Annotated in this window: 15 protein-coding genes; 3 read left to right on the top strand and 12 right to left on the bottom strand. The window is 61.6% G+C overall.

Annotated features, from left to right (window positions below):
- Nucleotides 1-75: 75 nt before the first annotated feature.
- From recO to rpoE, 10 genes are all read right to left on the bottom strand, one after another.
- Nucleotides 76-759: a DNA repair protein RecO gene (recO, locus tag LG385_RS02755; RefSeq protein WP_225772201.1), complete on the bottom strand. Its 684-nt coding sequence runs from the start codon at nt 757-759 to the stop codon at nt 76-78.
- A gap of 15 nt (nt 760-774) precedes the next feature.
- Nucleotides 775-1,677, bottom strand: coding sequence for a GTPase Era (gene era / locus LG385_RS02750; protein ID WP_181111436.1), 903 nt, complete (start codon nt 1,675-1,677; stop codon nt 775-777).
- Nucleotides 1,670-2,362, bottom strand: a complete 693-nt coding sequence (gene rnc, locus LG385_RS02745; protein WP_181111435.1) for a ribonuclease III — start codon at nt 2,360-2,362, stop codon at nt 1,670-1,672. Before rnc ends, era begins: the two co-directional genes overlap by 8 nt.
- Nucleotides 2,359-2,736, bottom strand: a complete 378-nt coding sequence (locus LG385_RS02740) for a DUF4845 domain-containing protein (protein ID WP_181120107.1) — start codon at nt 2,734-2,736, stop codon at nt 2,359-2,361. The genes rnc and LG385_RS02740 overlap by 4 nt, the downstream gene beginning before the upstream one ends.
- A gap of 66 nt (nt 2,737-2,802) precedes the next feature.
- On the bottom strand, nt 2,803-3,660 hold the full coding sequence (gene lepB / locus LG385_RS02735; protein WP_181111433.1) for a signal peptidase I: 858 nt from the start codon (nt 3,658-3,660) through the stop codon (nt 2,803-2,805).
- 9 nt (nt 3,661-3,669) lie between these two features.
- The gene (gene lepA / locus LG385_RS02730) at nt 3,670-5,466 is read right to left on the bottom strand and encodes a translation elongation factor 4 (RefSeq protein ID WP_225772199.1); all 1,797 of its coding nucleotides are present in this window, start codon (nt 5,464-5,466) and stop codon (nt 3,670-3,672) included.
- Between the two features lie 172 nt (nt 5,467-5,638).
- Nucleotides 5,639-7,069, bottom strand: coding sequence for a DegQ family serine endoprotease (locus LG385_RS02725; protein ID WP_181111768.1), 1,431 nt, complete (start codon nt 7,067-7,069; stop codon nt 5,639-5,641).
- 261 nt (nt 7,070-7,330) lie between these two features.
- Complete coding sequence (locus LG385_RS02720) at nt 7,331-8,278, bottom strand: MucB/RseB C-terminal domain-containing protein (RefSeq protein ID WP_225772196.1); 948 nt, start codon at nt 8,276-8,278, stop codon at nt 7,331-7,333.
- An 8-nt stretch (nt 8,279-8,286) separates the two neighbouring features.
- On the bottom strand, nt 8,287-8,865 hold the full coding sequence (locus LG385_RS02715; protein WP_225772194.1) for a sigma-E factor negative regulatory protein: 579 nt from the start codon (nt 8,863-8,865) through the stop codon (nt 8,287-8,289).
- Between the two features lie 31 nt (nt 8,866-8,896).
- The gene (gene rpoE / locus LG385_RS02710) at nt 8,897-9,478 is read right to left on the bottom strand and encodes an RNA polymerase sigma factor RpoE (protein WP_003252049.1); all 582 of its coding nucleotides are present in this window, start codon (nt 9,476-9,478) and stop codon (nt 8,897-8,899) included.
- A 513-nt stretch (nt 9,479-9,991) separates the two neighbouring features.
- Here rpoE and nadB point away from each other — a divergent pair.
- Complete coding sequence (gene nadB, locus LG385_RS02705) at nt 9,992-11,608, top strand: L-aspartate oxidase (RefSeq protein ID WP_225772193.1); 1,617 nt, start codon at nt 9,992-9,994, stop codon at nt 11,606-11,608.
- Here nadB and LG385_RS02700 read toward each other — a convergent pair.
- Nucleotides 11,599-12,066, bottom strand: coding sequence for a protein YgfX (locus tag LG385_RS02700; protein WP_225772191.1), 468 nt, complete (start codon nt 12,064-12,066; stop codon nt 11,599-11,601). The genes nadB and LG385_RS02700 overlap by 10 nt on opposite strands.
- The gene (locus LG385_RS02695) at nt 12,050-12,304 is read right to left on the bottom strand and encodes a succinate dehydrogenase assembly factor 2 (RefSeq protein WP_181111427.1); all 255 of its coding nucleotides are present in this window, start codon (nt 12,302-12,304) and stop codon (nt 12,050-12,052) included. Before LG385_RS02695 ends, LG385_RS02700 begins: the two co-directional genes overlap by 17 nt.
- A gap of 139 nt (nt 12,305-12,443) precedes the next feature.
- On the opposite strand from LG385_RS02695, the gene LG385_RS02690 reads away from it, so the two are divergent.
- Together LG385_RS02690 and LG385_RS02685 are read left to right on the top strand one after the other, a co-directional pair.
- Nucleotides 12,444-13,388, top strand: a complete 945-nt coding sequence (locus LG385_RS02690) for a YgfZ/GcvT domain-containing protein (RefSeq protein WP_225772190.1) — start codon at nt 12,444-12,446, stop codon at nt 13,386-13,388.
- Nucleotides 13,389-13,443: 55 nt separating this feature from the next.
- Nucleotides 13,444-14,256, top strand: a complete 813-nt coding sequence (locus tag LG385_RS02685; RefSeq protein ID WP_225772188.1) for an HDOD domain-containing protein — start codon at nt 13,444-13,446, stop codon at nt 14,254-14,256.
- Nucleotides 14,257-14,262: the final 6 nt, after the last annotated feature.

Raw genomic sequence — 14,262 nt, 5'->3', positions numbered from 1 at the left:
GGAAAAGCTCCCTGGCAGTAGATCAGCCAAGGATACGTGCCGGCGGGGTATTGTAGGAAGCGAATAGCAAGCGCCTTACGGCCGGCGGAACAGTTCCCGGCTCATCAGCGGTTTGCCGCCGAGGTGGGCGGCCAGGGCCTGGCGCATGAGGCGCTTGGCAGCCAGCAACGCACCCGCGGCGCTCCAGTCTGCGGTGGCCATGGCCAGAAGGTCCGCGCCGTGGAATAACCCTGGGGCAAAACTGAACACCCGCTCCAGGCCTTCGTCCACACTTAGCCGATACAGCCCGTCGCCCACCACCGGGCTACCGCTGCTGTCGGTGTCCAGCGCAAAGGCATAGCCCAGTTCGTCCAGCAAACGCCATTCGAAAGCCCGCAGCAGCGGCTCAAGCGGGCGCCCCTGCGCCAGTGCCTCGAGCGTAAGGCCGTAGTGGTCGTAGAGTGCCGGATGTGGGGCTTCGAAGGGCAGCAGGCGTACCAACAGCTCGTTCAGGTACAGGCCGCTGAACAGCGCTTCGCCTACAAGCCATGGGCTGGTGCCGGCGCTTTCGAGCCGCCCTACGCTGCGCAGCTCGCCCTTGCCTCGAAACTCCACCACAAGCGGTACGAAGGGCCGGGCCAGGCTGCCTGCCTTGCCCCTGGCGCCGCGCAACACGCCACGCAGCCGCCCGCCCGGTGTAAGGAAGTCCACTAATGCGCTGGTTTCCCTGTACGGCCGGGCGTGCAGTACGTAGGCCGGCTGCGGCAGCGTGCCGCTCATGGGCGTGCGCGCAGGTCAGACGTCGCCGTAGCCAAGGGAGCGCAGTGCGCGTTCGTCATCGGACCAACCGCCCTTCACTTTCACCCACAGGTTGAGCATCACCTTGGCGTCGAACATCTGCTCCATGTCCTTGCGCGCTTCCATGCCGATGCGTTTGATGCGCTCGCCCTTGTCCCCGATGATGATCTTCTTCTGGCCGTCACGCTCTACCAGGATCAAGGCATGGATGTGCAAGGTAGCGCCCTGCTGCTTGAATTCCTCGATCTCGACGGTGATCTGGTAGGGAAGCTCGGCGCCCAGCTGGCGCATGATCTTCTCGCGTACCAGTTCAGCGGCAAGGAAGCGGCTGCTGCGATCGGTGATCTGGTCTTCGGGGAAGAAATGGTCGTTCTCGGGCAGGTAATTGCCGATCAGCGCCTCGAGGGTGTCGAGGTTATGGCCCTGCTGCGCCGAGATCGGTACCACTTCGGCCTTGGGCAGCTGCTTTTGCAGCCATTCCAGATGCGGAATGAGCGCGGCCTTGTCTTCCAGCCGGTCGGTCTTGTTGATCGCCAGGATCACCGGGCCTTCGACGTACTGCACGCGCTCGAGGACCATCTGATCCTCGTCGGTCCAGCGGGTACGGTCCACCACAAAGATCACCACGTCCACGTCCTTCAGCGCGGCGGAGGCGGTTTTGTTCATGTAGCGGTTGAGCGCCTTGTCGTTATCCTTGTGCATGCCGGGGGTGTCGACATAAATCGCCTGCACATGGCCTTCGGTCTTGATACCCAGCATGGTGTGCCGCGTGGTTTGCGGCTTGCGCGAGGTGATCGCCAGCTTTTGCCCGAGAATATGGTTGATCAGCGTGGATTTGCCGACGTTGGGCCGGCCGACGATGGCTACGTAGCCGCAACGGGTTGCCGGAATATCAGTCATTGCCATTCTCCACGCCGAGTGCGATCAGGGCAGCCGCGGCGGCCACCTGCTCGGCGATACGCCGACTCACGCCCTGACCCCGGCTTTTTTCATTGAGCAAAGCCACTTCGCATTCCACGAAGAAGGTACGGCAATGCGGTTCACCCTGAATGTCGACCACTTCGTATCGAGGCAATTCACAGGCACGGGACTGCAAAAACTCCTGCAGCCGGGTTTTCGGGTCCTTGTTGGTGTCGACCAGGGTTAGGCTTTCGAACTCGTTCGTAAGCCAGGCCAGCACGCGCTCGCGTGCGGTGTCCATGTCGGCATCCAGGTAGATAGCCCCGATCAACGCCTCCAGGGCGTCGGCCAGTATGGATTCACGGCGGAAGCCACCGCTTTTGAGCTCACCTGAGCCCAGCCGCAGGTATTCGCCCAGGTCGAAACCACGGGCCAGCACCGCCAGGGTTTCGCCCTTGACGAGGCGGGCGCGCAAGCGGGACAGCTGGCCTTCCCGGGCCTGGGGGAAGCGGTCGTAGAGGGATTCGCCGGCGACGAAATTGAGGATCGCGTCACCCAGGAACTCGAGCCGTTCATTGTTGCGACCCGCGAAACTGCGGTGCGTCAGCGCCAGCAGCATCAGGTCCTTGTTCTTGAAGGTGTAGCCGAGCTGGCGCTCGAGACGATTGAGAGGCGACTGGCTCACGGCACACGCACGCTGGCTTGATGATCGAAACTCACTACCAGGTCGATGTTGCCCAGCAGGTGCTCGCGCCGCTCGTAAGCCAACCGGGCAAGGAGCCCGCCCTGCTGTTCAGTGATATTCAACGCTTTTTTCAAATCCAGATCCCGGATGTTATTGACCTGCAAACTGCGGCCCACATAGTCGAAATATTCGTCGGCGTCCCCGACCTTCACTGTCGGATCGCTGGCAGCCTTGTCCATCGCTTTCCTGATGGCCCAGTAATCCATGTAATGCGGGCCTACTCGCAGGCCAGCGATGGTCACGAGGCTCACCGCTACCAGCAGCACCAGGCCGCCAACCAACGATAGCCCCTGCTGGGAGCGTAATGCATTCATGCTAGACCCTCGCCCGACGATTGCCCGGAAACGCTGCCAGGCGCCTGGCAGCTTTCTGCCCAGGGGTTACTTGATGAGCCCGACCCGATCCAGCGTGGGCAGGTGGCGCATCTTCGGTTCCGGCCAGCTCATCCAGACCGCGAAGGCCTTGCCGACGATATTGTGGTCCGGAACCATGCCAAGGAGGTCCTTGGGAATACGCGGATCGTCCCAATAACGGCTGTCGTTGGAGTTGTCCCGGTTATCGCCCATCATGAAGTAGTGATCGGCCGGTACGGTCCACTGCCCGCCGGGGAGCATGCGGTAGGTCGCCATCTGCTGATGGATCAAGTGCTCCACGTCGCCGATGCGCTCTTTGTATACCCCCACTTCGCCCAGGTGCGGGTCGAAGGTGGTGCCCACCATCTGTTCGTCCACCAGGGCGTCGTTGACATAGAGGTGCTTGTCCGACGTGTAGCGGATGGTGTCACCCGGCACGCCGATCACGCGCTTGATGTAATTGACGGAAGGATCGCTTGGGTAGCGGAACACCATCACATCGCCGCGTTGCGGATCGCCGATCGGGATCACCTTGGTGTCCAGCACGGGCAGGCGAATGCCATACGAGAACTTGTTCACCAGGATGAAATCGCCCACTTCCAGCGTAGGCTTCATCGACCCCGAGGGGATCTGGAAGGGCTCGACCAGGAACGAGCGCAGCACCAGCACGATGAACAGCACCGGGAAGAAGGACTTGCCGTACTCGATCAGCAGCGGCTCCTTGTTCAGTTGATCCAGCACGGCGGGCTCGGGTTGAGCCACGCTGCCCTGGTAATTCGCAATGGCTGTGCGCCGCCGCGGTGCGTAGATAACGAGGTCGAGCAGACCTAGCAGGCCACACACGGCCACGAGGATAACCAACAACAGCGGGAAGTTAAGAGACATAGGACCTGATTATTCCAACCTGAGCACGGCGAGGAAGGCTTCTTGTGGAATTTCCACATTACCGACCTGTTTCATACGCTTTTTACCGGCCTTCTGCTTTTCAAGCAGCTTGCGCTTACGGCTCACGTCACCACCGTAGCACTTGGCCAGAACGTTTTTCCGGAGCGCCTTGACCGTAGTTCGGGCAATGATCTGGCCGCCGATGGCTGCCTGGATCGCTACGTCGAACATCTGCCGAGGGATCAGCTCTTTCATCTTTTCGGTTAACGCGCGGCCCTTGTAGTGGGCGTTGTCGCGGTGAACGATCAGTGCCAGCGCATCGACCTTGTCGCCGTTGATCAACACATCGAGCTTCACCAGGTTTGCCGACTGGTAGCGATCGAAGTGGTAGTCCAGCGATGCATAGCCGCGGCTGGTGGACTTGAGGCGGTCGAAGAAGTCCAGCACCACCTCGTTCATCGGCAGGTCGTACCGCACCTGCACCTGGCTACCAAGGAACTGCATGTCACGCTGCACGCCGCGCTTTTCGATGCACAGCGTGATGACGTTACCCAGGTGCTCCTGAGGCACAAGAATGGTGGCTTCGACGATCGGCTCGCGGAAGTCTTCCACCGACGACACATCCGGAAGCTTGGACGGGTTGTCGACGTAGATCGTCTCGCCGGTTTTCATCTTCACTTCGTAGATCACGCTCGGCGCGGTGGTGATCAGGTCCAGGTCGTATTCGCGCTCCAGGCGCTCCTGGATGATCTCCATGTGCAGCATGCCTAGGAACCCGCAACGGAAGCCGAAGCCCAGTGCGTCGGAACTCTCAGGCTGGTATTGCAACGACGAATCGTTGAGGGTCAGCTTTTGCAGGGCTTCGCGGAAGTCCTCGAAATCGTCCGAGGTGGTCGGGAACAACCCGGCGTAAACCTGGGGCTGGATCCGCTTGAACCCGGGGAGCACTTCCACGTCCGGCGTGGTGGACAGGGTAAGGGTGTCACCCACGGGCGCGCCATGAATGTCCTTGATGCTGCCGATGATGAAGCCAACTTCGCCGGCCTTGAGGTCCGCCGTTGGGGTGTGCTTGGGGGTAAATACGCCCACGCTGTCCACCAGGTGGGTTTTACCTGTGGACTTGACGAGGATCTTGTCGCCTTTCTTTACCCGGCCATGACGTACCCGCACCAGCGAGACCACACCCAGGTAGTTATCGAACCAGGAGTCGATGATCAGGGCCTGGAGGGGCGCCTCGATATTGCCTTCGGGTGCCGGAATGGTCTGCACCAGGCGCTCGAGCACTTCATCCACGCCCATGCCGCTCTTGGCGCTGCAGGCCACGGCATCGGTGGCGTCGATGCCGATGATTTTCTCGATCTCGTCCTTCACCCGGTCCGGATCGGCCTGGGGAAGGTCCATCTTGTTGAGCACGGGCATGACTTCCAGGCCCTGCTCGATGGCGGTATAGCAATTGGCAACGGATTGCGCCTCGACACCCTGGCCGGCATCCACTACCAGCAATGCGCCTTCGCAGGCGGCAAGCGAGCGGCTGACTTCGTAGGTGAAGTCGACGTGACCGGGGGTATCGATGAAATTGAGCTGGTAGGTTTTACCATCCTTCGCTTTGTAGTGAAGGGTGACACTGTGGGCCTTGATGGTGATGCCGCGCTCACGCTCCAGGTCCATCGAATCGAGGACCTGCGCTTCCATCTCGCGATCGGCGAGGCCGCCGCACATCTGGATGAACCGATCGGCCAGGGTCGACTTGCCGTGGTCGATGTGGGCGATGATGGAGAAATTGCGGATATGACTCAAATCACTCACGGATCAGCACTCAAAAAGGCCTTGGGCCGGACGCCCGACAAAAAATAGCCGGGCATTGTACCTGATGCCGTGGCCTATGAGGCAACCTTCGATGGTTGGCATGTTCGCGGGCCAGGGCTCCCGTTGGGGAGAGCCCTGCAGGATCGGCAAAGCCCGCGAACATCTCAGCCTATTACTCGGCCAGCTTGAAGGTAATGAAGCTTGCACGGCCTTGGCGCAGGACGCGCATGGACACCGAGCGGTTCTTCGGCAAGCCCTTGGCCACGTCAGTGAACTGCTTGGCGGAGGTGATCGCCTGGTTGTTCAGGTGAGTGATCACATCGCCAGGCTGCAGGCCGATCATGGCCGCAGGGCCGTCCTGCACGTCCTTGATCAACACGCCACCCTTGAGGTCGGCGGCTTTTTTCTGCTCGTCGGTAAGGTCTGCCACAGCCACGCCCAGCCGGTTGCTGCTGCGCTCGGGCTGGCCGTCGGCGTCGGTGGCAGTTTCCATGTCCTCATCCTCGGGCAGCGCGCCCACGGTGAGGTCCAGGTTCTGCCGCTTGCCGTCGCGAATGATCTCCAGCGAGGCTTTGGCGCCCGCTTTCAGCCCGCCAACCAAGTGCGGCAGGTCTGCCGACATGATGATCGGCTGGCCGTTCATGCTCAGGATCACATCGCCTACCTGCAGGCCCCCCTTGGCGGCAGGGCCATCCTGCATCACCTGGGCAACCAGCGCGCCGGCCGGCTTATCAAGGCCAAACGACTCGGCCAGATCCTTGTTCACTTCCTGGATAACCACACCCAGCCAGCCGCGGCTGACCTTGCCGTCTTTCTTCAGCTGATTGGAAACATCCAGGGCAACATCGATCGGTATGGCGAAGGACAGGCCCATGAAGCCACCGGAACGGGTGAAGATCTGCGAGTTGATCCCCACAACTTCACCGTTCATGTTGAACAGTGGCCCGCCGGAGTTACCGGGGTTGATGGCAACGTCGGTCTGGATAAAGGGCACATAGGAGTCGTTCGGCAGCGTGCGGCCCTTGGCGCTCACGATGCCTTTGGTAACGGAATGGTCGAAGCCGAACGGCGAACCGATGGCCAGTACCCACTCACCTACCTTGAGCTTGTCCGAGTCACCCAGCTTCACCGTGGGCAAGTTCTTGCCGTCGATCTTGAGCAACGCCACGTCAGTACGGGTGTCGGTGCCTACCAGCTTGGCCTTGAGCTCGCTGCGGTCGGACAGCCGCACCACGATCTCGTCCGCGTCGGCGATCACGTGATTGTTGGTCATCACATACCCGTCAGGCGAAATGATGAAGCCCGAACCCAGGGATTGCGCTTCGCGCTGGCGATCGCCCCGCGGGGCGCGCGGGTTGTTGCGTGGCATGTTGCGCTCGAAGAACTCACGGAACATCGGCGGCAGGCCCTGAAGGTCAGGCATCTGGCTGTCGGCCACGCCGCGGTCGGGTAACTTCTGCGTGGTGCTGATGTTGACCACCGCCGGGGAGGCCTGCTCCACCAGGGTTGTGAAATCGGGCAGCGCTTCGGCGTGGGCGGTAACGACCTGCCCCAGCATCAGTACCGCCGCGAACAGCGAAAGGCAGGATTTCAAGCGTGGTATGGACATACGGCTCCCGTACATTACGAGCATGGTTAAGCGAAGGGGCAAAGCTGGCCCCAGAGTGCGATACATCACGACCGGCCGGTGCGCTTGAGCGCAACTCCTCGACCAGCCGCACATGGTGGCAACGACCTATAAGAAAAACCGGGTCGCTTTGCAATAACATGGGCAGATCTTTCATGTTGCATTTTTATACATGAACCGTATTTCATCACACTTCAAGGCGCGCGCGGGGGCAAGGAGCCGCCTGCACGCTTATGTTCAGGGCTTCTTATCCTCGGCCTGGGCACGCATCGAAAGCGCCACACGCTCAGCCGTACCCATGGGAATTTCACCCACTACGGTCACCATCACATCGCCTCGGTCACTGGCAATACGGCGCGACACCGCTGCGGTCGGGCCCAACTGGGTGCGCCCATCCGTGGCCCGAGGCGAGCTGGCAGGCTCGATAAACACCGAGAAACGCGCCAGGCCGTCGCCGAACAGCATGCGGTCTACCGGGGTACCTTCGGGGCTTTGATAGTGCGAGGCGTCAATCCGTTCGAACCCCGCCGGGGCCCATTCGGCGCGCCAGGGCACAGCGCCGGTTGCCGCCGCTGCAGCTTCCACCGGTAGCGGGTGACAATCTGCGGTGGGCTTCAGATCGTTATCCGAAGGAACATCCGTGACGAAACGGGTGTACTGCAGGCGCTCAAGCAACTGCCCGCTTGCGCTTAGAAGCAACGATTTGACAGGCAAACCGGTTTCACGATCCAGGTGCAATTCCAGGGCATATCGGTCGCGGTCTTTGGGGGTAACGGAAATGACCACAGCCGGGCGACCGGCTACGCGAGAATCCCCGGCAACCTTGATGTCGTACCAGGACATGAGCTTGAGAGCATCGTAGGTGCGGGTGCTGGCGACCGGCCCGTTCGATGCAGCTTCGGAAGCCATGCTGGCGCAGCGCTGGCGACTGTCTGCGCGGACAACTTCCTGCACCAGGCCATCGAGTTGAAAAACCCGCTCGACAACGTGGCCACCGGTAGCCCGGTGCCAGATTGCATGAGTGGAAAAGCTGCCGCTGCGCTCGTAGACGAAGGTGCCTTGAAAGCTGCGTTGCTGCTCGGCCCGATCTACGCGATCGAGCCATTGCGAGGCGTCAGCGGCGGCCAACGCCGGAAGGGAAAACCAACTGCCGCACAACAGTGCGGCCAGTGGGAGGACGCGCATGTTCCTCCTTAGCGGTTTTCCATGCTCGCCGAGCGGGCGAACGGCAGTGCACCTTCAGTACCCTTGCCTGCAGAATCCTGAGCGTGCTGGCGTACATAGCCAGGCAGCTTTTCATCCTGCCAGCCGGCCTGGTTCTCCAGGGCCGGGGCTTTTACAGCTTCGCTGCTCTCGGTGTAACCGGCGAGCACGGCTGGGCCCTGGGCTTGTGGCGCTACCAAGGCAGGCTGTGGCGCTTGCTGGGCCACTTGGGCGCCGGCGATTTCGTTCTGGTTGTACAGACGTACACCCGCCAGCACTGCAAGCGTGACCGAGGCCGCTACTGCAAGGCGACCCAGGCTGCGCCATGGGCGAGGCGTGGAGCGTGCAGGTACCGCTTCGTCGGCCAGTGCAGCAGACACCGCCGAGGCCAGGTCCAGGCGTGGATTGAGCAGTTCCTTGTGCATGGCTGCCCGGGCGACCTGATAACGCGACCAGGTAGCACGTGCTTCACTGTCTTCCACAGCGCTCAATACACGGCGTAATTCAAGTTCGTCCGCTTCGTTATCCATCACCGCGGACAGCGATTCCTGCAGGGCTTCACGACTCATTGCGGTTCCTCTCTTGGCTGTCGCCGCTGTCTCAGGTTTCCTGCAGCAACGGCTGCAGGGCTTTATCTATGGCTTCGCGAGCACGGAATATCCGAGACCTCACGGTACCCACCGGACACTGCATTACACTTGCAATGTCTTCATAACTCAGACCATCGAACTCACGCAGGGTCAACGCCGTGCGCAGGTCTTCCGGCAATTGCTGGATGGTCCGGTGGACGGTGCCCTCGATCTCATCCCTTAACAGCGAGCGTTCCGGCGATTCGAGGTCTTTGAGGCCATGATCGCCATCGTAGAACTCAGCGTCTTCGGAGCTGACATCGCTATCCGGCGGCCGTCGTCCTCGGGACACCAGATAATTTTTCGCCGTGTTAATGGCGATGCGGTACAGCCATGTATAAAAGGCGCTGTCTCCGCGGAAATTGCCCAAGGCCCGGTACGCCTTGATGAAGGCCTCCTGGGCCACGTCCTGTGCTTCGTGGGTGTCGTGCACAAAGCGCACGATCAGCCCGAGAATCTTGTGCTGGTACTTGAGCACCAGCAGATCGAACGCTCGCCTGTCGCCGCGCTGAACGCGCTCGACCAGCTGTTGATCTTCTTCCTGGGTTAGCATGAACACTCCTCGTTGTGCTCCAAGGAGCGCTGCAAGAGCCATCGTTCAGGCTTGCAACCATAGACTCGGGCTTTGTGCAAAAGTTCTCCCCTCCACGCAAGTTTCCTGCCCGTAAATTCGGGTACAGGAAAAAACGCACCAGGCGCTTGCCTGCTGCGTAGACAATCGGAATCCGGCCACTGACGAAACAGCCACGCGGGGGTGGTGCTCCGGCGTACCCTGTAGTTTGGCAACCACCTATGGATTGTGCCCCAAATAGGAAAGTTCCCATTACCGGATAGCCAATTTCCTACAAAAAAGGGTGCAAGGTCCATAGCAGCATACGCCCTCCGGGACATTGGCGTGGCCCTGCTTGAGCGGCGCTGGTATAAATAGCGGCCCACCGCTGCGCTCGATGGTTCCATTTTGCCATACCTGAGTCCGGATCGCCTCCGTCGGTCCTTCTCAATGGCAAAATCGCACGCCCAGCCAACAAGAAAGCGGCCGCCGCAGCCGCAGGAGACACTTCGTCACATGAGTCAGCATTTGCAACATGACGTACTAGTCATCGGCAGCGGCGCGGCTGGCTTGAGCCTTGCGCTCACCTTGCCCGCGCATTTACGCATTGCTGTGTTAAGCAAAGGGGAATTGTCCAACGGCTCTACGTATTGGGCGCAGGGCGGCGTGGCTGCCGTTCTGGACGATGCCGACACGGTGGATTCTCACGTGCGCGACACGCTGGACGCCGGTGGTGGGCTGTGTGACGAAGCGGCGGTGCGTTTTACGGTGGAGCACAGCCGCGAAGCGATCCAGTGGCTGATCGACCAGGGTGTGCCGTTTACGCGGGACGATACCGCTTCGGCGGAGGACGGCCAGTTCGAATTCCACCTTACCCGGGAAGGTGGCCATAGCCATCGCCGCATCATCCACGCAGCAGATGCCACCGGCGCGGCGATCTTCAACACGCTGCTGGCCCAGGCCCGGCAACGCCCCAATATCGAACTGCTGCAGCAGCGCGTAGCCGTGGACCTGATCACTGAACGGCGCCTGGGGCGCGATGGCGACCGTTGCCTGGGCGCCTATGTGCTGGACCGTAAAACAGGCGAGGTCGACACCTTTGCGGCCCGCTTCACCGTGCTGGCCACGGGCGGCGCCGCCAAGGTGTACCTGTATACCAGCAACCCGGACGGCGCCTGCGGCGACGGGATTGCCATGGCCTGGCGCGCAGGCTGCCGGGTCGCGAACCTGGAGTTCAACCAGTTCCACCCTACCTGCCTGTATCACCCGCAGGCCAAGAGCTTTCTGGTGACCGAGGCGCTGCGTGGCGAGGGGGCGGTGCTCAAGCTGCCGAACGGCGAGCGCTTCATGCCCCGCTTCGACCCTCGTGAAGAACTCGCCCCGCGCGACATCGTGGCCCGCGCCATCGCCCACGAGATGAAGCGGCTGGGCGCCGACTGCGTATACCTGGACATCAGCCACAAACCCGCCGAGTTCGTGCGCACGCACTTCCCCACTGTTTATGAGCGCTGCCTGGCCTTTGGCATCGACATCACCAAAGAAGCCATCCCGGTGGTACCTGCGGCGCATTACACCTGCGGTGGCGTAATGATCGACAGCCACGGCCGTACCGATGTACCCGGCCTTTATGCCATCGGCGAAACCACCTTTACCGGGCTGCACGGGGCCAACCGTATGGCGAGCAATTCGCTGCTGGAATGCTTCGTCTACGGCCGCTCGGCGGCGCAGCATATCCAGTCCCTGCTCGAAACGGTTCCGGCGCCGGAGGCACTGCCCACCTGGGATGCCACGCAGGTAACCGATTCGGACGAAGACGTGGTGATCGCCCACAACTGGGATGAGCTGCGCCGGTTCATGTGGGACTACGTGGGCATTGTACGCACCACCAAGCGCCTGCAGCGCGCCCAGCACCGCGTGCGGCTGCTGCTCGATGAAATTGACGAGTTCTACAGCAACTACCGCGTAAGCCGCGACCTGATCGAGCTGAGGAACCTGGCCCAGGTGGCCGAGCTGATGATCAGGTCAGCCATGCAACGCAAGGAATCCCGCGGGCTGCATTACACGCTGGATTATCCGGAGCTGCTGGCCGAGGCGAAGGATACGGTACTGGACCCCACTGCAAGTCAAGGCTGACGAATGGCGGACGGCGGCGCAAACCGGTTGCGGCTCAAACGCAACCGAAGGCGCAAGCGCCGATGGGTTTCGGCATCCAGTGCATCAGCGGGAATGCAGGCGGCACGGGCGAACCATTGGCCGGGCTGGCGATAGCGCACTACGACCATGGCCGGTAATGCGACGCTGTCATGCAGAAGCTGTATGGGATGCCAGCCAGCCCGGCGGCTGAGCATCACCCACCCTTCGGGTGTTCTGCGTATGGCCGTAACTGCGGCGGGCGAGCTCAGCAGCACATGCCGAGGGAGCACCCACGCAGCATGCGCAACCACACTGATCAGCAGTACGAAGCGAAGCGATGCCGGCACCTGCAACACCATGGCCGAGCACAAGGCCAGCGACGCTACCGCACAGTACACCTGGAATAGCCGCCGGGAAGGCCGCCAGCGGCATTCGAACCGATCATTTCGGCTGAACACGGTCCAGGATCATCCGAACCATGCGTTGAAGCTCTGGATCCTCGGATTCGCTGCGCTCCATGAACCAGCCGAACATGTCCTGATCTTCACAGGCAAGCAGACGCACATAGACCGCGCGGTCGACGTCGTTCAGCGTGGGGTATACCTCCTTCACGAAGGGTACGAGCAGTACGTCCAGCTCCAGCATGCCACGGCGGCTGTGCCAGTACAGGCGATTGAGTTCGATATCCGCGACCATGGGGGCCTCCTGAGGAAAGGCCGGCAGTATACAGGCCAGGCTATCGCGGGGCACCTTGCGGGTATGAGCGGATGTGGCGCCTGTTTATTTTCCGCGCGGGGCACTATCATGAGCGCATTCAGGTTCAGCAAAGTGACCCATGTCCGATTCTGCCTTTTTCTGCGCGCTCAACCATGAGGGCGTTCTTGCGGTTCGTGGCTCGGATGCCGGCAAGTTCCTGCAAGGCCAGCTGACGTGCAACCTCAACTACCTCAACCCCCACACCAGTAGCCTCGGCGCGCGCTGCACGCCCAAGGGCCGCATGCAGTCGAGTTTCCGCATTGTGCTGGAGGGCGACGGCTGCCTGTTGGCAATGGCGCGCGAACTGGTCGACCTGCAGCTGGCCGACCTGAAGAAATACGCCGTGTTTTCCAAGGCAACCCTTTCCGACGCCTCCAGCGAATGGGTACGCTTCGGTATCCAGGAAGCCAATGCGAATGCGCTGGGACCGCTGGGCGTCAACCTGCCTGAAGAAACTCACGCCGTAGCCCGTCAGGGTGACGCGCTGTTCATTCGCGTTTCACCGGGCAGGGCTGAAGCCTGGGTGCCAGCAAGCCAGGCCGAGGCGTTGCGCGCCAGCCTGGCCGCCGCGCTACCCGAAGGCTCACTCCAGGCCTGGTTGCTCGGCCAGGTACGCGCCGGCATAGGGCAGGTATTCGGCCCCACTCATGAGATGTTCATCCCGCAAATGCTCAACCTGCAGGCCGTGGGCGGTGTGAGCTTCAAAAAGGGCTGCTACACCGGGCAGGAAATCGTGGCCCGCATGCAGTATCTGGGCAAGCTCAAGCGCCGCCAATACCGCCTGGCGCTGGCTGCGGCTGAAGTACCTGCTCCGGGTACACCACTATTTTCCCCGGTTCATGCCAGCGCCGTTGGCGAGGTAGTGCTGGCCGCGCCGGCGGGCACAGGTGTGGAACTGCTCGCGGTGCTGCAAGGCGATGCCGCCGAACAAGGCGACATCCACCTTGGCCATGCAGAGGGCGCGCGCCTCACGGTGCTTGAGCTTCCGTACGAACTGGACCGCGACCGCGAGATACAACGGTAGCCTGGTCGGCGGCCCTTTCCGCCCGCGCTTCACCTTTGCATGCCCGAGAGGCCTCATGAGCAAGCTGGCCCAAGCGGTTCAAGAAGATTTGCTGGTTGCCATCGACCGGGACGACCTGATGCTGCCGACGCTGCCGGAAGTCGCCCTGGAGATCCGTCAGGCGGCCGAAGACAGCGAGGTGAGCGTAAGCGAGCTAAGCCGCGTGGTTGGTCGGGACCCGGCCCTGAGCGCCCGCTTGATCAAAGTGGTCAACAGCCCCTTGCTGCGCAGCCAGGTGGAAGTCACTAGCCTGCAATCGGCTATCACTCGCCTGGGCGTGAACTACACCTGCAACCTGGCGATCGGGCTGGTGATCGAGCAGATCTTCAATGCGCGGCTGCCCGTGGTGGAAGCCAAGCTTCGAGAGATCTGGGCAACGAGCGTGGAAGTGGCCGGTATCGGCTACGAACTTTGCCGTCGCCAGGCCCACCTCAAGCCCGACCAGGGCGCACTGGCCGGCATGGTTCACCTGATCGGCGTATTGCCGATACTCACCTACGCCGAGGAGAATAACGAACTGCTCAGCGACCCGGTGTGCCTGAACCATGTGATTGAAAAGATTCACCCGGTGATCGGCGCGCGGATTCTCAAATCCTGGGATTTCCCGCGGGCGCTATCGGACGTGCCGCTGCTTTATCTGGATTACCAGCGCGAGCAGGCCGCGGCGGACTATTCAGATGTAGTGCAGATCGCCTCGCTGCTGAACACACCAATCGACAGGCGCCCGTCCATCAGCAAGCTGCCTTCTTATGAACGGCTGGGCATGGACCGCCTCGACCCGCCGCTGCTGGGCAGCGAACTGGAAGACGCGCGGGTGATGCTGGCCTGACCTTGG

It is taken from the genome of Pseudomonas sp. Marseille-Q5115 (assembly GCF_916618905.1).
GTDB lineage: Bacteria > Pseudomonadota > Gammaproteobacteria > Pseudomonadales > Pseudomonadaceae > Aquipseudomonas > Aquipseudomonas japonica_A.
The sequence above is the reverse complement of the archived record's forward strand: the minus strand, read 5'-3'. Positions and strand labels throughout refer to the sequence as shown.